Consider the following 21153-nt stretch of genomic DNA (forward strand, 5'->3'; position numbering starts at 1 on the left):
CGGCTTTAACTGGCGTGAGGTTAATCAAACCGCAGCTGCGGAATCACCTGTTTGGCCTGCGCCAGGAAATCGGTACGGTCAGAACCGCTGAGCCCTTCCGTACGCGGCAGTTTCGCCGTCAGCGGGTTAACCGCCTGCTGGTTGATCCACACTTCATAATGCAGATGCGGACCGGTCGAACGGCCGGTATTGCCCGACAGCGCGATGCGATCGCCGCGTTTCACCTTCTGCCCGGGTTTGACCAGCAGCTTACGCAGGTGCATATAGCGGGTGGTATAGGTACGACCGTGGCGGACGGCAACGTAATAACCTGCCGCACCGCTACGTTTAGCCACTACCACTTCGCCATCGCCAACCGAGAGCACTGGGGTGCCCTGCGGCATCGCAAAATCGACGCCACGATGCGGAGCGACGCGGCCGGTGACCGGGTTCAGACGACGCGGGTTAAAGTTTGATGAGACGCGGAACTGGCGGGCGGTCGGGAAACGCAGGAAGCCCTTCGCAAGCCCTGTACCATTGCGATCGTAGAATTTGCCATCCTCAGCGCGGATCGCGTAATAGTCTTTGCCATCCGAACGCAGGCGTACGCCAAGCAGCTGGCTTTGCTCGCGCTTACCGTCCAGCATTTCACGCGACATCAGTACGGAAAACTCATCGCCTTTTTTCAGCTTACGGAAGTCCATCTGCCACTGCATGGCTTTGATCACCGCGCTAATTTCAGTGCTGGTCAGGCCGGCATCGCGAGCGCTGGCGACAAAGCTTCCGCCCACGGTACCTTTCAGTACGTTATTGACCCAGTCGCCTTTTTGCAGCTCGCTGCTCATTTTGAAACCGTTGGCCACCCGGTCGTAGGTACGGGTTTCGCGGCGCGACATCTCCCAGGTCAGGCTTTGTAAATCACCATCCGCCGTCAGCGTCCAGGAGAGCTGTTGGCCGATTTTCAGATTACGCAGCTCTTTATCCGCCGAGGAGAGCCGGGCGATATCGCCCATATCAATACCGTACTGATTAAGAATGCTGCTGAGCGTATCCCCGGTCGACACCACATATTCATGGCCGCCGGAATCGCTGTCTGCTTTATCATCCAGCTCATCCTGAGGGATGGCTTCTTCTTCCTGAGGCGCCTGATCGATAGGTTCCGAGGCCTCTGGCAGCAGAGAACGAATTTCGCTTTGTTCCAGCTCGATGGTTCTGGAGATGGGAGCCGTTTCGGGATGGTGGTAGATGTAGGGTCGCCAGACGGCGACCGCTAAGGTAAGAACGCTAAGCGACCCCAGCATAACGCGGTGAGGTCGCGGCAGATTGTTAAATGCCTGAGTGACAGCGCGGGCTATCTGTTGCACGTATTCACTTCCTCGTTATTCTCCTTTCAGGCAGCTTGAATACTGATTTGCCATCTGGCTCAGGAATTGCGGATAACTCTCTTTACCCAGCTTAATTCCGATTCCAAGTGGATCCAGGGTTCCCATGCGCACGGACGTCCCCCTGGCAACAGCTTCTATAACCGCTGGCCTGAACTGTGGCTCAGCAAAAACGCAAGTTGCTTTTTGCTCAACCAGCTGTGTTCTGATTTCGTGTAAACGCTGCGCACCAGGCTGGATTTCAGGGTTGACAGTAAAATGACCTAAGGAGGTCAAACCGTAGTGTTTTTCAAAGTAGCCGTAGGCGTCATGAAAAACGAAATACCCCTTCCCTTTCAGCGGTGCCAGCTCGGTCCCAACCTGCTTGTCGGTTGCGGCTAATTTTGCCTCAAAATCCTTCAGGTTGGCGTCAAGTTTGGCTCGACTCTGCGGCATAAGTTCCAATAATTTATCGTGGATTGCAACCGCCGAAAGGCGCGCTATCTCTGGGGAAAGCCATAGATGCATGTTATAGATGCCGTGATGGTGATCGTCGTCACTATTTTCCCCGGCGCCATGATCGTGACCGTGATGGTCATCGTCGTCGTCGACGCCTTTCATGAGTAACGGTTTCACGCCGTCAAGCTCGGCAATCGTCACCTTTTTGTTCGGCGCAATGCTTTGCGTTGACTTATCCATAAACGCCTCCATCTCTGGACCAATCCAGACCACTAAGTCTGCGTTCTGTAAGCGTTTTGCATCCGATGGACGCAGTGAATAATCATGCTCCGATGCCCCGTCAGGCAGCAGTACCTGGGTCTCGGTTACCCCATCAGCAATGGCTGATGCGATGAAGCCCAGCGGTTTAAGCGAGGTGACGACCGCGGCGCTTGCCAGCGGTGCATGAGCGAACAAAAAAGCGGCGCTAAGTCCAGCGCAAAGAAGCGTATTTTTATGTAACATAATGCGTCTAATCATCGTAATGAATGAGAAAGATGTGATATTATAACATTCACTGGCTTGTGCAACCTCTAATTTGATATGACAAATCTTGTAACTCTGGAAAACGTCGCGGTCGTTTATGGCCAAAGGCGCGTGCTGTCTGACATTTCGCTCACGCTAAAGCCGGGCAAAATTTTAACTCTGCTGGGCCCCAACGGCGCCGGTAAATCGACCCTCGTCAGAGTCGTTCTTGGGCTGGTAGCACCTACAGAAGGGGTTATCAAACGCGAGGGACATCTGCGGATAGGCTATGTCCCGCAAAAGCTGCACCTTGATGCCACGATGCCGCTCACCGTCAGCCGCTTTATGCTGTTGCGGCCAGGAACGCACAAGCGCGACATACTGCCGGCACTGAAGCGCGTGCAGGCCGGTCATCTGATTGACGCGCCTATGCAAAAGCTTTCCGGCGGCGAGACTCAGCGGGTACTTCTGGCGCGCGCGCTGCTCAATCAACCGCAGCTGCTGGTGCTCGACGAGCCAACGCAGGGCGTTGACGTGAATGGTCAGGTGGCGCTGTACGATCTGATTAATCAGCTGCGCCAGGAGCTTGATTGTGCCGTGCTGATGGTTTCCCACGACCTGCACCTGGTGATGGCGAAAACCGATGAAGTACTGTGTCTCAATCAGCATATCTGCTGCTCCGGCGCGCCGGAAGTGGTCTCCATGCATCCGGAATTTATCTCAATGTTCGGCCAGCGCGGCGCGGAACAGCTGGGTATTTATCGCCATCATCATAATCACCGCCACGACCTGCAGGGGCGGATTGTACTGCGTCGGGGAAATGACCGTTAATGATTGAATTACTGCTCCCCGGCTGGCTGGCCGGGATAATGCTCGCCTGTGCGGCGGGTCCGCTGGGGTCGTTTGTCGTCTGGCGCCGCATGTCCTACTTTGGCGATACCCTGGCCCATGCCTCTCTGCTCGGCGTCGCTTTTGGTTTGCTGCTGAACGTTAATCCTTTTTATGCGGTCATCGTGGTGACGTTGCTGCTGGCGGGCGGGCTGGTATGGCTGGAAAAACGTCCTCATCTGGCGGTAGATACGCTACTCGGTATCATGGCCCACAGCGCGCTGTCTTTGGGCCTGGTGGTAGTCAGTCTGATGTCGAACGTGCGAGTCGATCTGATGGCCTATCTGTTTGGCGACCTGTTGGCGGTTACGCCGGAGGATTTAATATCCATCGCGATTGGCGTAGCGATCGTGCTGGCGATCCTGCTCTGGCAGTGGCGTAATCTGCTATCGATGACCATTAGTCCGGATCTGGCCTTCGTTGACGGCGTTAAGCTACAAAGGGTTAAACTGCTGTTGATGCTGGTCACCGCGCTGACCATCGGCGTGGCGATGAAGTTCGTCGGGGCGCTGATCATTACGTCTTTGCTGATTATTCCCGCAGCCACGGCGCGTCGCTTTGCCCGTACGCCGGAGCAAATGGCGGGTATTGCGGTAGGAATGGGGATGATTGCCGTCACCGGCGGACTGACCTTTTCAGCGTTTTACGACACGCCAGCCGGGCCTTCCGTGGTGCTGTGCGCTGCGGTGCTGTTTATCATCAGCATGAGCAAGAAGCCGGCCGCCTGACGCTTATGCGCCCGCCTCAACCGCCATCAAAACTCGGCAGATTGCTATGGGGTCACAGCTGTCTGCGGACTTTGTCGCCCGGCTGAGGCGTTCACGCCGCAAGCCGGGACATCAACCGCAATACCGCTTCAACGATTTCCCCGGCTTGCGCTGCGCTTAGCCGGGCTACCGACCCTTGCGGTCTGTTGTTTTAAACACCGACAAGGATTAAGGCATTTCAGGCGGCGTAATGCCAAAGTGGGTCCAGGCCCGTACCGTCGCCATACGTCCGCGCGGGGTGCGTTGTAGAAAACCTTGCTGAATCAGATACGGTTCCAGCACGTCCTCGATGGTTTCACGCTCTTCACCTATTGCCGCCGCCAGGTTATCGAGCCCAACCGGCCCGCCAAAGAATTTATCGATGACCGCCAGCAGCAGCTTACGGTCCATATAGTCAAATCCTTCGGCATCCACGTTGAGCATATCCAGCGCCTGAGCGGCAATATCCTCTGAGATACGTCCATCGTAGCGGACTTCGGCAAAATCGCGCACTCTGCGCAGCAGGCGGTTAGCGATTCGCGGCGTACCGCGCGCGCGACGCGCAACTTCCAGCGCTCCCTCTTCGCTCATCTCCAGCCCCATATAACGAGCGCTGCGGCTGACGATATGCTGCAGGTCAGGGATCTGGTAGAACTCCAGGCGCTGGACGATACCGAAGCGGTCGCGCAGCGGCGAAGTCAGCGAGCCGGCGCGAGTGGTCGCGCCAATCAGGGTAAACGGCGGAAGATCGATTTTGATTGAACGCGCCGCAGGCCCTTCACCAATCATGATATCCAGCTGGTAATCTTCCATTGCCGGATACAGGACTTCTTCGACAACCGGTGAAAGGCGATGAATCTCGTCGATAAACAGAACGTCGTGTGGTTCAAGGTTGGTCAACATCGCCGCCAGATCGCCCGCTTTCTCCAGCACCGGGCCGGAGGTCGTGCGCAGGTTAACGCCCATTTCGTTAGCGACGATGTTCGCCAGCGTGGTTTTTCCCAGCCCTGGAGGACCAAAAATCAGCAGGTGATCGAGCGCGTCGCCGCGCAGTTTCGCCGCCTGGATAAAGATCTCCATTTGCGAACGGACGTGCGGCTGGCCTACATACTCTTCCAGAAGTTTGGGGCGGATTGCGCGGTCCGCCGCCTCTTCAAAGCCGCTGCTGTCTGCCGATACCAGCCTGTCTGCTTCTATCATCCCTTACCTCACAACGCGGCGCGGAGCGCTTCGCGAATTAGCGTTTCACTGTTGGCATCCGGACGCAGGATTTTGCTGACCATCCGGCTGGCTTCCTGAGGTTTATAGCCCAGCGCCACCAGCGCAGCAACCGCTTCCTGTTCAGCATCATCGTCAGACGGCCCGGCCGGCGACGTCAGAACCAGATCGGCTGCCGGAGTGAACAGATCGCCGTGCAGTCCTTTGAAGCGGTCTTTCATCTCGACAATCAGGCGTTCCGCGGTTTTCTTACCGATCCCCGGCAGTTTGACCAGCGCCGCCAGCTCTTCACGCTCAACGGCATTGACAAACTGCTGAGCGGACATGCCGGAAAGGATTGCCAGCGCCAGTTTTGGACCGACGCCGTTAGTTTTAATCAGCTCTTTAAACAGCGTGCGCTCCTGCTTATTGTTAAAGCCATACAGCAGCTGCGCATCTTCACGAACGATAAAGTGGGTGAAAATGATCGCCTCTTTGCCCACGTCCGGCAGCTCATAGAAGCAGGTCATCGGCAGATGAACCTCATAGCCTACGCCTCCCGTTTCGAGTAAAACCAGCGGGGGTTGTTTTTCGAGAATAATGCCTCTGAGTCTGCCTATCACATGGAGCTCCTGGATTAAGGGCCGAAAGTCTAATGCGGTATCATAAAAAAAGGCTGGATAGATATCCAGATGAAAAACACGTAATTCCCGTACATCGGTGGGGCGCGAGCCTGGCTTGCGCTTTTATGCGCTCTTTTTACCCCGCACAAGGTAGATGATGTAGTGAATGACGCGTCTTTGACGACCCGACCCAACGACTTTCTGATGGTGGAAAGTTTCGCTTATTCGATAACCGCTGTTGATGAACTTTAGCGCTTCTTGTTCATCCGGGGTTTCCAGCATCAGCCTGTGCCTGCGGTGATAAATCCGATAAAGCGTCTGCGCAGGCCACTGACGAGAAATGGCGTAACGCTTACGGTATAAAAATAGCGTCAAAGTAATAAAAGCTACGATAGCCCAGATAGCTATCAGACCCGGGAGCCGGCTGACGTTAAAAAAGAGAGCGTCACATGGTTTGGCAATAGCGGGTTTTCCCTGCACGATATTCATACAAAGTCTGTCTGCGGGCGGAGACCAGGCCTTTGCAACGTGATAGAGGTAGGAGTGACCGCCTGACCGCCAGGTAATATCATACTCAAAGAGCGCGGAACAATCTTCGCGTCCGCGAAATGTGGTGCAGGCGTCGGCCAGGCGCCGCTCTGCGCTGCTGACGGTGCGGGTATTGACGACTGTACCGAAAACCGTCGAACTCTGATGGTAATACTGATATTCGGTCAGTAAATAATATCCACTGACGATAATTAGCAGCATAAAAAAGAGAGATTTCACCACCCGGATTTTCATCATTCAACTGACTATCCAACGCTATGCCGAATAATCTGCATCCTTACTCTTTTTAGTTAACGATGTCAGTGAGGAAAGTAAAACGCCCCGGGCAACAAGCGCCGGGGCGGTGTAGATTAGCGGAGGCGTCCGCGCGCCAGGTTCAGGCGACTTTCACTGATCTGAGCTGCGTTCTGGCTGACGTGGCAATGAGTGATGGCGATAGCTAAAGCATCCGCCGCATCCGCCTGTGGGTTGGCCGGAAGCTTGAGCAACGTGCGCACCATGTGCTGCACCTGGCTCTTTTCCGCGCTGCCAATCCCGACAACGGTCTGCTTCACCTGCCTGGCGGCGTACTCAAAGACCGGCAGGTCCTGATTCGTCGCCGCGACGATGGCCACTCCGCGCGCCTGGCCGAGCTTCAGCGCCGAGTCGGCGTTTTTGGCCATAAAAACTTGTTCGATGGCGAAGTAGTCCGGCTGGAACTGGGTGATAATTTCCGTAACGCCGGCATAGATAAGCTTCAGGCGGGACGGTAAATCATCCACTTTCGTGCGTATACAGCCGCTGCCGAGGTAGCTCAGCTGGCGTCCAACCTGACGGATAACGCCATAACCAGTGACGCGCGACCCCGGGTCAATACCGAGAATAATAGCCATCACGCGCCCCCGGTCATAACTAACTCGTGAGACCCTAACGATTTCAGTTCACAGCCAGGCGGCCACGCAGCGCATCCCCGGGAGCGTAGATTCACTACGTGACCGGGGTAAGCGAGGAACGCCAACACCGCTGTGGGCTGAAAGTGTACGGGTATCACAGGGTTGCGGCGACCTCATCAGAGATCTCGCCGTTATGATAAACTTCCTGCACGTCGTCGCAATCTTCCAGCATATCGATCAGACGTAGCAGTTTCGGCGCAGTTTCCGCGTCCATATCCGCTTTGGTTGACGGGATCATGGAGACTTCAGCGGCGTCCGCTTTCAGACCGGCAGCTTCCAGCGCATCGCGTACCGCACCCATCTCTTCCCAGGCGGTGTAGACGTCAATTGCGCCGTCGTCATAGGTCACCACGTCTTCCGCGCCCGCTTCCAGCGCCGCTTCCATGATCGCATCTTCATCGCCTTGCTCGAAGGAGATGACGCCTTTTTTGCTGAACAGGTAGGAAACGGAGCCGTCGGTGCCCAGGTTACCGCCGGTTTTGCTGAACGCGTGACGTACTTCAGCAACGGTACGGTTGCGGTTGTCGGACAGACATTCAACCATTACCGCCGTACCGCCAGGACCGTAACCTTCATAAATGATGGTTTCCATGTTCGCATCATCATCGCCGCCGACGCCGCGGGCAATAGCGCGGTTCAGGGTGTCACGGGTCATGTTGTTGCTCAGCGCTTTGTCGATCGCTGCGCGCAGACGCGGGTTTGAGCCCGCATCGCCGCCGCCAAGACGGGCCGCGGTGACCAGCTCGCGAATAATTTTCGTAAAGATCTTACCGCGTTTGGCATCCTGTGCCGCTTTGCGGTGTTTGGTGTTGGCCCATTTACTATGACCTGCCATAAAATAATATCTCCAAAAAAGCCTTTTTCCCGGCGCCTTTTAGCCCTCAGGAGCACTGGCTGCGTTGTTTCACACCCATTACCTACGCAAGTAAGCTCCGGGTGATATCCCAACTGGCCGCCTTCCTGATAACTAAAATTCTGGGGGAAATTAGTTGGCGTTAATTACAAATTCTTCAATCGCCTGCCGGTTGCTCCAGGACTTGGTCAACGTGGCGGCTTCCGTCGCATCAACCCAGCGATAGTCCAGATGTTCCGTAAAGACAATCTGGCGTTCATGGGGGAGCGCAAGACGGAACCAAAACTCCGTATTGCGCTCAACGCCCGGCGCATAGCGATGACGTAAATGAGAAAATATCTCGAACTCTACCGTTCGCTGACAATCAACCAAAGCCAGCTGCTCGCAGGCAACGTCAATGGCGACCTCTTCCATTACTTCACGCGCGGCAGCTTGCGGCGCGGTTTCCCCCTCCTCCAGGCTGCCGGTAACCGACTGCCAGAAGGCGGGATCGTCGCGACGCTGCAACATCAGCACCCGCTTCGTATCTTCGGCATAAATCACCACCAGAACGGAAACGGGGAGCTTGAATGACATCTTACTTATTCTCCGGAGACTCTTTTGCCTCTTTCGCCACCACCTGAATACCGAGCTCGCTCAGCGATGCAGGATTCGCAAAGCTCGGGGCTTCGGTCATCAGGCAGGCCGCCGCCGTCGTTTTCGGGAAGGCGATAACGTCACGGATATTATCGGTGCCGGTCAGCAGCATGGTCAAACGGTCAAGGCCAAAAGCCAGACCCGCATGCGGTGGAGTACCGTATTTTAGCGCATCCAGCAGGAAGCCAAACTTCTCGCGCTGCTCCTGCTCGTTAATTCCCAGAATACCGAATACGGTCTGCTGCATCTCACCGCTGTGAATACGCACGGAACCGCCGCCAACTTCATAGCCGTTAATCACCATGTCGTAAGCGTTAGCTACCGCATCTTCCGGCGCGGCTTTTAGCTCTGCGGCGGTCATATCTTTCGGCGAGGTAAACGGATGGTGCATCGCGGTCAGGCCGCCTTCACCGTCGTCTTCAAACATCGGGAAGTCGATCACCCACAGCGGCGCCCATTTCTCTTCATCGGTCAGGTTCAGATCTTTACCCAGCTTCAGACGCAGCGCGCCCAGCGCATCGGCAACCACTTTTTTGTTATCCGCGCCGAAGAAGATCATATCGCCATCCTGCGCGCCGGTGCGCTCAAGGATCGCTTCAACGATGTCGGCGTTGAGGAATTTAGCCACCGGGCTGTTGATACCTTCAAGGCCTTTCGCCCGTTCGTTGACTTTAATGTATGCCAGACCTTTGGCGCCGTAGATTTGGACAAACTTACCGTATTCGTCGATTTGCTTACGGCTCAGCGCAGCGCCGCCAGGCACGCGCAGCGCGGCAACGCGGCCTTTGGCGTCGTTAGCCGGGCCCGCAAAGACGGCGAATTCCACCGCTTTCACCAGATCGGCGACGTCCACCAGCTCCATCGGGTTACGCAGGTCCGGTTTGTCAGAACCATAGCGGCGCTCGGCTTCGGCAAAGGTCATGATCGGAAAATCCCCCAGATCCACGCCCTTCACTTCCTGCCACAGATTACGCACCAGCGCTTCCATCACTTCGCGCACCTGCGGGGCGGTCATAAAGGAAGTCTCGACGTCGATCTGGGTGAATTCCGGCTGGCGGTCAGCGCGCAGATCTTCGTCGCGGAAGCATTTAACAATCTGATAGTAGCGGTCAAAACCGGACATCATCAGCAGCTGTTTAAACAGCTGCGGAGACTGCGGGAGCGCGTAGAATTTGCCTTTATGCACACGAGAAGGCACGAGATAGTCGCGCGCGCCTTCCGGGGTCGCTTTGGTCAGCATCGGGGTTTCGATATCGAGGAAACCGTGGTCGTCCATAAAACGGCGAACGAGGCTGGTAATCTTCGCGCGGGTTTTCAGGCGCTGCGCCATTTCCGGACGACGCAGGTCCAGGTAACGGTATTTCAGACGCGCTTCTTCGGTGTTGACGTGGTTGGAATCCAGCGGCAGCGCTTCAGCACGGTTGATGATCGTCAGGTCGGTTGCCAGCACTTCAATGGCGCCGGTGGCCATATCATTATTGACGTTCTTTTCGTCACGCGCGCGCACGGTACCGGTGACCTGAATGCAGAACTCATTACGCAGTTCGGAGGCCAGCTTTAATGCATCCGCGCGATCCGGATCGAAAAACACCTGCACGATGCCTTCGCGGTCGCGCATATCAATAAAGATAAGGCTACCAAGATCACGACGACGGTTGACCCAACCACACAGAGTCACTTGCTGCCCTACGTGGGACAGACCGAGCTGTCCGCAATATTCTGTACGCATGAGATATCCCTTAACTTAGCCGCAGGCGGATTGTTGCCTGCCTTGCAGGCGACGAGGTCGCAGCTTTAGCTGATGTCACTACTGAATGAAAAAAGGCGGCTATTATACTGGAAATTATGCCGCACGATAAGCCCGGCGCAGCGCGCAGCGTTGCTTTGCTGTGCGCTTAGTGCCTGCACTCACAAAAATTAACAAAAATTGTTACCCTTGGGCAGAATCGGCAACGGTATTGTAGCGACCTGACCACCTGGAGAAGATACGGGGATATTATGTTAGAACTCAATGCAAAAAACACCGCGCTGGTCATTATTGACCTGCAGGAAGGTATTTTACCGTTTGCTGGCGGCCCTCATCGCGCTGATGAAGTGGTTGAGCGGGCCGCGAAGCTGGCGAAAAAGTGTCGCCAGCAGGGCGCCCCCGTAGTGATGGTTCGCGTCGGCTGGTCAGCGGATTTCGCCGAAGCGCTGAAACAGCCGGTCGATGCCGAGGCTGGCGCCCATACGCTACCGGAAAACTGGTGGACCTACCCGCTCGCGCTGGAAAAACAGGAAAGCGATATCGAAGTTACTAAACGTCAGTGGGGCGCTTTTTACGGCACTGACCTCGAGCTGCAGCTTCGCCGTCGCGGCATCGACACCATCATTCTGTGCGGAATATCCACCAACATCGGCGTCGAATCCACGGCGCGCAACGCCTGGGAGCTGGGATTTAATCTGATTCTGGTTGAAGATGCCTGCAGCGCGGCGTCGGCCGAACAGCATCAGGGCAGCATGACGCACATCTTCCCGCGTATTGCTCGCGTGCGCAGTACCGAGGAGGTACTTGCCGCCTTATGATCTATATTGGGCTTCCCCAATGGGCGCACCCGAAGTGGGTGCGCCTGGGTATCACCAGCCTTGAAGAGTATGCCCGCCACTTTAATTGCGTGGAGGGCAACACCACCCTGTACGCGTTACCAAAAGCGGAGATTGTCAGTCGATGGTATGAACAGACCCACGACGATTTTCGCTTCTGCTTCAAGTTTCCGGCCACCATTTCGCACCAGGCGGCGCTGCGCAACTGCGACGACTTAAGCCAGGAGTTTTTTACTCGTCTGGCGCCGCTGTCTTCGCGCATCGGCCAATACTGGCTACAGCTGCCGGCGACGTTTGGCCCCCGAGACCTTCCCGCCCTCTGGCACTTTCTTGATAGTCTGCCGCGTGAATTCACCTACGGCGTCGAAGTAAGGCATGCGGAATTTTTCGCCAAGGGGGAAGCGGAACAGCAGCTTAATCGCGGCTTGCATCAGCGAAACGTCAACCGCGTTATCCTCGATAGCCGCCCGGTTCACAGCGCCATCGCCCGCAGTCAGGCAATGATCGAAGCACAAAACAAAAAGCCCAAAGTCCCCGTCCATGCGCTGGTGACGGCCCGGCACCCGATGGTGCGCTTTATTGGCAGCGACGATATGGCGCAAAATCGCGAGCTTTTTCGCGTGTGGATAAGGACGCTGCCAAAATGGGCGCAAACCACAACGCCCTACCTGTTCCTCCACACACCGGATATCTCCCAGGCTCCGCAGCTGGTCGACATCCTGTGGAGCGATCTGCGCGCCGCCCTACCGGAAATAGGTGATGCGCCGTCAATTCCGCAGCAAACCTCTCTTTTCTGATATCCTGCTATCCTCAACTGAGCCACCGGATGGAATAAAAGGGAGTTTTGAGTATGGTCAGCGCGCTGTATGCGGTTTTAGGTGCGTTATTGCTAATAAAGTTTTCTTACGATGTCGTACGCCTGAGGACGCAATATCGCGTTGGCTACGGCGACGGTGGTTTTAGCGAGCTGCAGGTTGCTATTCGCGTGCACGGCAACGCGGTGGAATACGTTCCCATTGGCCTGATTCTGCTGCTGTTTATGGAAATGAACGGCGCGCAGACCTGGATGGTCCACGTCTGCGGTATTTTGCTGATTGTCGGGCGCCTGATGCACTCTTATGGTTTCCATCATCGCCTGTATCGCTGGCGCCGCTCCGGCATGAGCGCGACGTGGTGTTCATTGTTGCTGATGGTGCTGGCGAACTTCTGGTATATGCCCTGGGAGTTGGTTTTCTCCGTCCGTTAGCGCACAATACGCCGTTTTCGATTTTTCGGGTTTAACGTTATGTCTCACCGCGATACGCTTTTTTCCGCGCCGATTGCCAGTCTCGGCGACTGGACCTTTGATGAACGGGTTGCTGAAGTCTTCCCGGATATGATCCAGCGCTCTGTTCCCGGCTATTCCAACATTATTTCAATGATCGGCATGCTGGCGGAACGTTTCGTTCAGCCGGATACCCAGGTTTACGATCTCGGCTGCTCGCTTGGCGCAGCCACGCTGTCCGTGCGCCGCAACATTGCCCATGCCGGCTGTAAAATTATCGCCGTTGATAACTCACCGGCGATGGTCGAACGCTGCCGTCGCCATATTGACGCCTATAAAGCGCCGACGCCGGTCGAAGTTATTGAAGGCGATATCCGTCACGTCACTATCGAAAATGCTTCGATGGTGGTGCTGAATTTCACCATTCAGTTTCTCGAGCCGGGCGAACGCCAGGCCATTCTTGATAAGGTTTATCAGGGGCTGAATCCGGGCGGTGCGCTGGTGCTATCGGAAAAATTCAGCTTCGAGGATGACAACGTCGGCGAACTTCTGTTCAACATGCATCACGACTTCAAGCGCGCCAACGGCTACAGCGAGCTGGAAATCAGCCAGAAGCGCAGCATGCTGGAAAACGTCATGCTCACCGATTCCGTGGAAACCCACAAAGCCCGCCTGCGCAAGGCCGGTTTCGAACATGCCGAATTGTGGTTCCAGTGCTTTAACTTCGGATCGTTAATCGCCGTAAAATCCGGGGAACCGGCATGATTGATTTCAGCAACTTTTATCAATTGATTGCCAAAAGCCCGCTGTCACACTGGCTGGAGACGCTACCCGCTCAGGTCGCGGCCTGGCAACGTGAAGCGCTGCACGGCAAATACCGGGAGTGGGAACGGGCCGTCGAGTTTCTGCCCGAGTTTGCGCCCTACCGCCTCGACCTGCTGCATAGCGTCACCGCTGAGAGCGAAACGCCGCTCGGTGAAGGCCAGCGCCTGCGCATTGAAAACCTGCTGAAGAATCTGATGCCCTGGCGTAAAGGGCCCTTCTCCCTTTACGGCGTGAATATCGATACCGAATGGCGTTCCGACTGGAAGTGGGAGCGCGTACTGCCGCACCTTTCCGACCTGACCGGACGGACTATTCTTGATGTCGGCTGCGGCAGCGGATATCACATGTGGCGGATGATTGGCGCCGGCGCTCATCTGGCGGTAGGCATCGATCCCACCCAACTGTTCCTTTGCCAGTTTGAAGCCGTACGTAAACTGCTGGGCAACGACCAGCGGGCGCATCTGCTGCCGCTGGGAATTGAACAGCTTCCGGCGCTGAACGCCTTTGATACCGTTTTTTCGATGGGCGTGCTGTACCATCGTCGTTCCCCGCTCGATCACCTGTGGCAGCTAAAAGATCAGCTGGTTCCCGGCGGCGAGCTGGTGCTGGAGACGCTGGTCGTTGAAGGCGACGAAAATACCGTGCTGGTGCCGGGCGATCGCTATGCGCAGATGCGCAACGTCTACTTTATTCCCTCTGCCGCCGCGCTGAAGCAGTGGCTGGAGAAGTGCGGATTTGTCGATGTACGCATCGTCGATGCGTGCGTGACCTCGACCGAAGAGCAGCGCCGCACCGAGTGGATGACCACCGAGTCGCTGGCCGACTTCCTCGATCCCGAGGACAGTAGCAAAACCCGCGAAGGCTATCCCGCCCCGCTGCGCGCGGTGATTATTGCCACCAAACCGGAAACGGAACAGTCTCTGGCAGCGAAAAAACGTGCCGACAAGCGGGCCGGTTGACGCGTTTTTAGCATAAAAAAAGGCCCCTGTTTAATGGGCAGGGGCCTGGTACGGGCAATCATCATATTGGGCGACATGATGTGCAGCAAAAAACGGTTTATCCCCGTCATACTTCAAGTTGCATGTGCGCTGGCTTTGTTACTCGGCTCATCCATGAGCCTCGCCCTTACGGGCCGCCGGGATACGGCGTTCAAATCTGTTCCAGACAGATTTGTCGCTCACCCCAGTCACTTACTTGAGTAAGCTCCTGGGGACTCCCTGCGTCGCCGCCTTCTCGCAACTCGAATTATTTAGGGTTTTAATCTCTCTGTGCGGAAATAATCTTCTTCATTTCCGCTACCGCTTCGCCATTGACGGCGTAGCGTAAGTATTCATCAGCATCGGCATCCGTAGACATCGACAACCCGGGATTACGAAAGCGCATCGGGGACAGTAGCCACTGGCCTGCCGAGCTGTGGACCTCTTTTACCCCAGCCTGCAAAAACAGCGGCAGGTTGGCGGCACGCACTCCTGCGCCGGCCATAATAATAGGAGTGTCGCTTTGGGAAATAAGTTCCCTGATTAATGAAATTCCTTTTTCGGCAGACGGCTGCTGGCCCGAAGTCAGGATCCGCTGAACGCCGAGATCAGCCAGCTCAACGCTGGCCTGGCGCGGGTTGGCGCACATATCAAAGGCACGGTGAAAGGTGACGGCCATCGTTCCCGCCGCCGCCATTATTTTTTTCATTCGCGCCCTATCTACCTGACCGTCGGCGTCCAGGATGCCGATCACCATGCCGGGAAAGCCGAGATCTCTCACCGCAGCCACATCATCAAGCATTGCGGCAAATTCGCCAGCGGTATAGCAAAAGTCACCGCCGCGCGGACGAATAATTGGATGAACGGGGATGGTCACCGACTCACGCACCGTTTTAAGGACGCCCGAGGAGGGCGTCAGCCCTCCCTCCTGCGGCGCGGCGCATAGCTCGATGCGGTCGGCGCCGCAGCGCTGGGCTTCCAGCGCGCACTCCATGCTGTAACAGCAGACTTCCAGTAAGGTCATTCTTCTCTCCGTCGATATGGCAGACACGACAGAATGTCACGATTTCTTCCGACAGACGCCGCGTAGCTTCACACTGTTATCGTTCTGATTGTTCGCTGGCGACAATTTGCTCAATCGACCACGGGTGAAATTTGATCGTCACTTTGCCATCGGTAACCGCCAGAGTTGGATTCGGCAAGCGCTCATGCTCTCCTTTTGGCGCGCTGGTCTTTACAAAAATGCCCGGTTGGCTCAATCCATTATCGGAAAGCAGCGCCAGGGCGCGGGTATTGAGCGTTTCGGGCTCGCCAGGCAGAACGATTTCAATATGCTCCCAGCCTTCATGCGGATAGCGCTTTTCGCCCGGCCACGGCAGTTCAACAATGCTAAAACGCCAGTGCGCCACGACCACCGGCTCATCCAGCCTGAACAGGCAGATGGGGCGGCCGTTAATGACATTTTCCGACAGCAGCGTGCCGCATTGCTCAAAGCCGCGACGCCAGCGCTCCGCCGTGGCGTTCTGGTGACAGCGCAGGGAAATATGGTCGGCATCAAGTGGCGTAATATCGAGACCAAGCCGATGAGCAAGCGCGTTTAGCGCCTCGGTAAAGCGCGGCAGGTCCGCGGAAATATCGTTTAATTCATTAATCTGCTGCCAGTTCGCCATCGTAAGCCTCGGTACGCGCTAAAAAGCGCTAATCTATCGCGTTTTCCGCATCCGACCAACCGGCAATCGTCGGCGACGTCCGGCGAACGGTTATTCGTTGAGCGCGAGGCTCAGCAACCTCCGTGCGGTGCTGACGCGTGGGTGCAAATGCAGTATACTCCTGCCCTAATTTGTCCACATTCCCGCGCCGCCCCATCAGGGTGACGGCGTGTTAACGTAAGGTGTTTCGGTGAATATTCAGGCTCTTCTCTCAGAAAAAGTCAGTCAGGCCCTGATCGCAGCAGGCGCGTCTGCCGATTGCGAACCTCAGGTCCGCCAGTCAGCAAAAGTCCAGTTCGGCGACTATCAGGCCAACGGCGTGATGGCCGTTGCCAAAAAACTGGGCATGGCGCCGCGACAACTTGCAGAGCAGGTACTGTCTCATCTCGATCTGAGCGGGATTGCCAATAAGGTAGATATCGCCGGCCCTGGCTTTATTAATATTTTCCTCGATCCGGCCTTCCTCGCGGAAAATGTCAGCAGCGCGCTGAAATCGGAACGTTTGGGCGTGGCTCAGCCGCCGGCACAAACCGTGGTGGTCGATTACTCTGCGCCGAACGTGGCGAAAGAGATGCACGTAGGCCATCTGCGCTCCACCATCATTGGCGATGCCGCGGTGCGTACGCTGGAGTTTCTCGGGCATAAAGTGATCCGCGCTAACCACGTGGGCGACTGGGGTACCCAGTTCGGCATGCTTATCGCGTACCTGGAAAAACAGCAGCAGGAGAACGCCGGTGAAATGGCGCTGGCCGACCTCGAAGGTTTCTATCGTGAAGCGAAAAAACACTACGATGAAGATGAAGCCTTCGCCGAGCGCGCGCGCAGCTACGTCGTTAAGCTGCAGGGCGGCGACGAATATTTCCGCGAAATGTGGCGCAAGCTGGTCGACATCACCATGTCGCAAAACCAGTTAACCTATAACCGCCTGAACGTCACCCTGACCCGCGATGATGTTATGGGCGAAAGCCTTTATAACCCGATGCTGCCGGGTATCGTGGCCGACCTGAAGGACAAAGGGCTGGCGGTAGAAAGCGAAGGCGCGACGGTGGTATTCCTTGATGAGTACAAAAACAAGGAAGGTGAACCGATGGGCGTCATCATCCAGAAGAAGGATGGCGGCTACCTTTACACCACTACCGATATCGCCTGCGCAAAATACCGCTACGAGAATCTGCATGCGGATCGCGTGCTTTACTACATCGACTCTCGCCAGCATCAGCACCTGATGCAGGCGTGGACTATCGTACGTAAAGCCGGCTACGTGCCGGAGTCCGTACCGCTGGAGCACCACATGTTCGGCATGATGCTCGGCAAGGACGGCAAACCGTTCAAAACCCGCGCCGGCGGTACCGTGAAGCTCGCCGACCTGCTGGACGAAGCGCTGGAACGCGCCCGCCGTCTGGTGGCGGAGAAAAACCCGGATATGCCCGCCGATGAACTGGAAAAACTGGCGAACGCGGTCGGGATTGGCGCGGTTAAGTATGCCGACTTGTCAAAAAACCGCACCACTGACTATATCTTCGACTGGGATAACATGCTGGCCTTTGAGGGCAATACCGCGCCTTATATGCAGTATGCCTATACCCGCGTGCTCTCCGTGTTCCGCAAAGCGGATATTGATGAAAGTGCGCTAGTGGCGGCGCCGGTAGTCATCACCGAAGACCGCGAAGCCCAGCTGGCGGCCCGTCTGCTGCAGTTTGAAGAAACCCTTACGGTCGTTGCCCGTGAAGGCACGCCGCACGTTATGTGTTCTTACCTGTACGATCTGGCGGGTCTGTTCTCCGGTTTCTATGAGCACTGCCCGATCCTGAGCGCTGAAAGCGAAGAGACGCGCAACAGCCGCCTGAAACTGGCTCTGCTGACGGCGAAAACGCTGAAGCTGGGTCTTGATACCCTGGGTATCGAAACCGTAGAACGGATGTAATGTGTCGAAAGAACCCGGCTTAACGCCGGGTTTGCCGGGCGGCGGCTGACGCCTCACCCGGCTGTTCTCACCTGATTCAAAAATACTTCCGCAGATACTCCGTCAGACACAGGATCGCCATCGCCTGGCCATACGGCATCGACGTCAGCGGGATGTCGCGATAAAAATCGAGATCCGACCCCATACCGGTACCGAAGGACGTTTGCAGCAGTTCCCCTTGCGCAGAGATATTCGCCACAATGCCGCGAATCGCTTTTTCCGCAATCTCCGTATACGCCTGACTCACGTAGCGCTTGCGCACCGCCTTGAGGATCCCATACGCAAAACCGGCGGTCGCCGACGCTTCCAGATAGGAGTCAGGGTCATCAAGTAGCGTATGCCACAGGCCGCTATCGTCCTGACAGCGGGCCAGCGCCGCAATCTGCGTATCCAACACCTGCACCAGGTAACGTCGCACCGCGCTGTGTTCGGGTAAATCCACCAGCTCCAGGAAATCCGGGATCACGATCGTCAGCCAGCTATTGCCGCGCGCCCAGCGGGCGCGAGCGAAATTATGTCGCCCCTCGTAGTTCCAGCCGTGAAACCACAGACCGGACTCGCGGTCCATCAGATTCTGCACGTGCAGCAGAAACTGATACACCGCCTCCTCTACGTATTCGGGGCGATTAAGCAGCTTACCGATTTTCGCCAGCGGCAGAACGGTCATCATCAGCGTGTCGTCCCACATTTGCTGATGATTTTCTTCTGCCAGCGTGATGTGCTGCATGCCGCCAGACTCCGTGCGCGGCATCTCGTTCATCGCCCACTCGGCCCAGCTATCGAGCCAGGGCAGATACGCGGCGTTGCCCGTCTCTTCATAGCGATAAGCGAGGGTGAGAAACGGCGCCATGGTGTTGACGTTTTTGGTGGTCGCCCCCTCGGCAAAGCGATCGGCAAACCAGCTATCGATAATATCGCGCATTGCGGTATCGCCGGTCTGCTGGTAATACTGCCAGATGCCGTACAGGCCGACGCCGTGAGTCCACTCCCAGCCGTTCCACCCTTTCGTATCAATGATGCGCCCGTCGTCCAGCCGCAGTAAAAATTGCCCGCTTTCATCTTTAATGTTGACCAGATTTTGCGTGACCTTCTGAATCAGCGTCTGCAGTTCATTGCGGGCGATAAAGCGCTCAGGCTGGCGCAGTAGTGGGCTATGTTTGACAGGCCAAACTTTCATATCCTTAACCTCTGTTATATGTCGAATTCATGGCAGAACGCTGTTTCAGCGATGGCGCGGCGGGTTTATTACGATTCAGATAACCAATATTGTTGTTTCCCCACAGTGAGTCGTACGGCATCCCGGCCAGCATCTCGACTACTTCACGATCCTGGGCGCTGGTCAGTTCCGGCTGAGCGCGTCCGGATTCACGCATTTTGAGCGTTTCCGCACGCAGGACGCTGTGGGTTTGCAGATTGAGTTTAAAGCGCAGGGAAACGAGGAAGCCGCAGGCCAGCACCAGCAAAGTGCCGACGCTGAGGATCAGCAGAATGGTATGGCTCACTTCATAAGGCTGCGTTTTCTGCCCGGAGACAAAGCCGGACATCTGCATGATGATCCCTACCAGCATCACCGCCCCGGCCTGGGAAGCCTTACGCGTCAGAGTCATAATCCCGGCAAAGATGCCTTCGCGACGCTGGCCGGTGATCACTTCGTCCACGTCGGCAATATACGTATAGGTGTTCCACGGAACATAGTTGATGCCGCCGCGGCCCAGACCCGCCACTGCGGAAATCAGCAGCAGCAGCGAATAAACATCGCTGAGGCCAGCGTAGTACAGCACCGCGTAAGAGAGCGAACTCAGCCCGAACGGCACTACCACCATGCGGTACGATGGCGCCGGACCGAAGCGAATACACAGCGGGATCATCGCAATAACCGCAATAAACTGGAAGATCGCCATGGTCCCCAGCAGGTTGGAGGCCATTGAGGCTTCCTGCATCAGGACAAACACCACATAGTAAGTAAAGACCGCATTGAAGACATCCTGGGCGATATAGCCCCCCAGATACATCCCCAAATGCTGACGGAAAATTTTAATGCGCAGGGTCGAACTTAATTCAATAAACAGGCGATTAAGACTCTGAGACAAGCTCAGGTTCTGTTTCTCCTCTTCGGCGCGCAGCGCAGCCTCGGTCCACTCTTCACGCGGGCGCTCCCAGGTAAAGAACCAGACAAAAGTTAACATCATTGCGCACAGCACCGAGAACACCAGGCTGGCGTAGAAGAAAGAGACGGCGTTGTCTTTGCCGAAGATGGTCAGCAGAATGCCCGGCAGGAAAGAAGCCAGGATCGCCGACATCTGCGCCATAGAAATACGCGCGCCGGAGAATTTGGTTTTCTGTTTAAAATCGTCGGTCATTTCCGGCACCAGCGTTTCATACGGCACCAGAATCATGGTATAGACGATGTCAAACAGCAGATAGGTCAGCAGGTAGTACCAGAACCCCATATCTCCTACCCACATAATGGAGTAGCTAAACACGCAAGGGATGCCGAGCAGGATAAAGAACTTACGCCTGCCAAAACGTTTTCCCAGCCAGGTCGAGCCAAAGTTATCCGTCAGAAAGCCCATCAGCGGGCTGATTACCGCATCCAGAACTCTGGCAGTGGCAAAAATGAGCGTCGCCTCGATAGGCGAAAGTCCGCAAAAGGTGGTGTAGAAGTAGAGCAGCCAGGCTGCCGTGAGTGCAGTTGTTCCCGCACCAAGAAAATCGCCCGATCCATAGGCAAGGTAGTTAACCAAACCGATTTTACGTGTTTTCATCGCCGTAAATCCTGTGTCTTTTTTTTGAGAACTCCGAACCGCTTTTTGGCTCATTCCGCCAAAAGGGGGTTGATACATGGCTACAGTAAGAACATGGGAACGGCGTTACCTTTTCATTTTTGCCAGCCAAAAGCGTTCAATGGCAAAAACACAAAGAGTCGATGAACACGCTTCACTGATTTATAAAACAGCGTTTCTTTTAATACAAAAGATCGGACCAAAAACTGAGATGTGGCCACCGAAACGGCGCGTCGTGGAATGAAATTTGGGCAATGTATTTCGCTGCGGATAAACCTTGCGAATGCTAAGGAATGGGAGTAAAGACAATAAGAAAAGGGTT

Annotated in this window: 22 protein-coding genes; 9 read left to right on the top strand and 13 right to left on the bottom strand. The window is 55.8% G+C overall.

Going from position 1 to position 21153, the window contains the following annotated elements; genetic code table 11:
- Positions 1 to 20 precede the first annotated feature (20 nt).
- Both mepM and znuA read right to left on the bottom strand, forming a co-directional pair.
- Positions 21 to 1343 (bottom strand): murein DD-endopeptidase MepM, encoded by a 1323-nt coding sequence (gene mepM, locus HMPREF3178_RS27580; RefSeq protein WP_004113780.1) that lies wholly within the window; start codon positions 1341 to 1343, stop codon positions 21 to 23.
- A gap of 15 nt (positions 1344 to 1358) precedes the next feature.
- Positions 1359 to 2303 carry a zinc ABC transporter substrate-binding protein ZnuA gene (gene znuA, locus HMPREF3178_RS27585; RefSeq protein ID WP_016808309.1) on the bottom strand — a complete coding sequence of 315 codons (945 nt, stop codon included), beginning with the start codon at positions 2301 to 2303 and terminating at the stop codon, positions 1359 to 1361.
- 78 nt (positions 2304 to 2381) lie between these two features.
- On the opposite strand from znuA, the gene znuC reads away from it, so the two are divergent.
- Together znuC and znuB are read left to right on the top strand one after the other, a co-directional pair.
- Positions 2382 to 3134 carry a zinc ABC transporter ATP-binding protein ZnuC gene (gene znuC, locus HMPREF3178_RS27590; protein ID WP_004103383.1) on the top strand — a complete coding sequence of 251 codons (753 nt, stop codon included), beginning with the start codon at positions 2382 to 2384 and terminating at the stop codon, positions 3132 to 3134.
- Entirely contained in the window at positions 3134 to 3919 is a 786-nt protein-coding gene (gene znuB / locus HMPREF3178_RS27595) for a zinc ABC transporter permease subunit ZnuB (RefSeq protein WP_004113787.1), read from the top strand. The genes znuC and znuB overlap by 1 nt, the downstream gene beginning before the upstream one ends.
- 207 nt (positions 3920 to 4126) lie before the next feature.
- On the opposite strand, the gene ruvB is transcribed toward znuB, so the two are convergent.
- The 7 genes from ruvB to aspS all read right to left on the bottom strand — a co-directional run bounded on the left by ruvB (position 4127) and on the right by aspS (position 10456).
- Entirely contained in the window at positions 4127 to 5137 is a 1011-nt protein-coding gene (gene ruvB, locus HMPREF3178_RS27600; RefSeq protein ID WP_004103386.1) for a Holliday junction branch migration DNA helicase RuvB, read from the bottom strand.
- An 8-nt stretch (positions 5138 to 5145) separates the two neighbouring features.
- Entirely contained in the window at positions 5146 to 5757 is a 612-nt protein-coding gene (gene ruvA, locus HMPREF3178_RS27605; RefSeq protein WP_017145639.1) for a Holliday junction branch migration protein RuvA, read from the bottom strand.
- A gap of 123 nt (positions 5758 to 5880) precedes the next feature.
- Positions 5881 to 6543, bottom strand: coding sequence for a hypothetical protein (locus tag HMPREF3178_RS27610; RefSeq protein ID WP_017145638.1), 663 nt, complete (start codon positions 6541 to 6543; stop codon positions 5881 to 5883).
- A gap of 113 nt (positions 6544 to 6656) precedes the next feature.
- Positions 6657 to 7178 (bottom strand): crossover junction endodeoxyribonuclease RuvC, encoded by a 522-nt coding sequence (gene ruvC, locus HMPREF3178_RS27615; protein WP_004113791.1) that lies wholly within the window; start codon positions 7176 to 7178, stop codon positions 6657 to 6659.
- Between the two features lie 154 nt (positions 7179 to 7332).
- Positions 7333 to 8073: a YebC/PmpR family DNA-binding transcriptional regulator gene (locus HMPREF3178_RS27620; RefSeq protein WP_004103396.1), complete on the bottom strand. Its 741-nt coding sequence runs from the start codon at positions 8071 to 8073 to the stop codon at positions 7333 to 7335.
- Between the two features lie 150 nt (positions 8074 to 8223).
- Positions 8224 to 8667 carry a dihydroneopterin triphosphate diphosphatase gene (gene nudB / locus HMPREF3178_RS27625; RefSeq protein ID WP_004103398.1) on the bottom strand — a complete coding sequence of 148 codons (444 nt, stop codon included), beginning with the start codon at positions 8665 to 8667 and terminating at the stop codon, positions 8224 to 8226.
- A 1-nt stretch (position 8668) separates the two neighbouring features.
- Complete coding sequence (gene aspS / locus HMPREF3178_RS27630) at positions 8669 to 10456, bottom strand: aspartate--tRNA ligase (RefSeq protein WP_004103400.1); 1788 nt, start codon at positions 10454 to 10456, stop codon at positions 8669 to 8671.
- Positions 10457 to 10725: 269 nt separating this feature from the next.
- Between aspS and HMPREF3178_RS27635 the strand changes: the two genes are divergently transcribed.
- Genes HMPREF3178_RS27635 through cmoB form a run of 5 tightly spaced genes read left to right on the top strand, consistent with a single transcriptional unit; the run spans position 10726 to position 14358 of the window.
- Positions 10726 to 11292: a hydrolase gene (locus HMPREF3178_RS27635; RefSeq protein ID WP_016808311.1), complete on the top strand. Its 567-nt coding sequence runs from the start codon at positions 10726 to 10728 to the stop codon at positions 11290 to 11292.
- A complete protein-coding gene (locus tag HMPREF3178_RS27640; RefSeq protein WP_017145637.1) occupies positions 11289 to 12107 on the top strand; it encodes a DUF72 domain-containing protein in 819 nt (272 codons plus the stop codon). Before HMPREF3178_RS27635 ends, HMPREF3178_RS27640 begins: the two co-directional genes overlap by 4 nt.
- A gap of 53 nt (positions 12108 to 12160) precedes the next feature.
- Positions 12161 to 12556 (top strand): MAPEG family protein, encoded by a 396-nt coding sequence (locus HMPREF3178_RS27645; RefSeq protein WP_004103403.1) that lies wholly within the window; start codon positions 12161 to 12163, stop codon positions 12554 to 12556.
- 39 nt (positions 12557 to 12595) lie between these two features.
- Complete coding sequence (gene cmoA / locus HMPREF3178_RS27650) at positions 12596 to 13339, top strand: carboxy-S-adenosyl-L-methionine synthase CmoA (RefSeq protein ID WP_004103405.1); 744 nt, start codon at positions 12596 to 12598, stop codon at positions 13337 to 13339.
- Positions 13336 to 14358 (top strand): tRNA 5-methoxyuridine(34)/uridine 5-oxyacetic acid(34) synthase CmoB, encoded by a 1023-nt coding sequence (cmoB, locus tag HMPREF3178_RS27655; RefSeq protein ID WP_004113808.1) that lies wholly within the window; start codon positions 13336 to 13338, stop codon positions 14356 to 14358. The genes cmoA and cmoB overlap by 4 nt, the downstream gene beginning before the upstream one ends.
- Before the next feature lie 298 nt (positions 14359 to 14656).
- On the opposite strand, the gene cutC is transcribed toward cmoB, so the two are convergent.
- Together cutC and HMPREF3178_RS27670 are read right to left on the bottom strand one after the other, a co-directional pair.
- Complete coding sequence (cutC, locus tag HMPREF3178_RS27665; protein ID WP_017145636.1) at positions 14657 to 15400, bottom strand: copper homeostasis protein CutC; 744 nt, start codon at positions 15398 to 15400, stop codon at positions 14657 to 14659.
- 76 nt (positions 15401 to 15476) lie between these two features.
- Positions 15477 to 16046, bottom strand: a complete 570-nt coding sequence (locus tag HMPREF3178_RS27670) for a VOC family protein (protein ID WP_004113810.1) — start codon at positions 16044 to 16046, stop codon at positions 15477 to 15479.
- A 229-nt stretch (positions 16047 to 16275) separates the two neighbouring features.
- Between HMPREF3178_RS27670 and argS the strand changes: the two genes are divergently transcribed.
- Positions 16276 to 18009, top strand: a complete 1734-nt coding sequence (argS, locus tag HMPREF3178_RS27675; RefSeq protein ID WP_017145635.1) for an arginine--tRNA ligase — start codon at positions 16276 to 16278, stop codon at positions 18007 to 18009.
- A 76-nt stretch (positions 18010 to 18085) separates the two neighbouring features.
- On the opposite strand, the gene HMPREF3178_RS27680 is transcribed toward argS, so the two are convergent.
- Positions 18086 to 19225 (bottom strand): beta-galactosidase BglB, encoded by a 1140-nt coding sequence (locus HMPREF3178_RS27680; RefSeq protein ID WP_017145634.1) that lies wholly within the window; start codon positions 19223 to 19225, stop codon positions 18086 to 18088.
- Positions 19226 to 19229: 4 nt separating this feature from the next.
- Entirely contained in the window at positions 19230 to 20813 is a 1584-nt protein-coding gene (locus tag HMPREF3178_RS27685) for an MFS transporter (RefSeq protein WP_070585629.1), read from the bottom strand.
- A gap of 76 nt (positions 20814 to 20889) precedes the next feature.
- Between HMPREF3178_RS27685 and HMPREF3178_RS31400 the strand changes: the two genes are divergently transcribed.
- The gene (locus HMPREF3178_RS31400; RefSeq protein WP_157776755.1) at positions 20890 to 21075 is read left to right on the top strand and encodes a hypothetical protein; all 186 of its coding nucleotides are present in this window, start codon (positions 20890 to 20892) and stop codon (positions 21073 to 21075) included.
- Positions 21076 to 21153 lie beyond the last annotated feature (78 nt).

This window comes from Klebsiella sp. HMSC09D12, from assembly GCF_001808475.1.
GTDB lineage: Bacteria > Pseudomonadota > Gammaproteobacteria > Enterobacterales > Enterobacteriaceae > Klebsiella > Klebsiella oxytoca.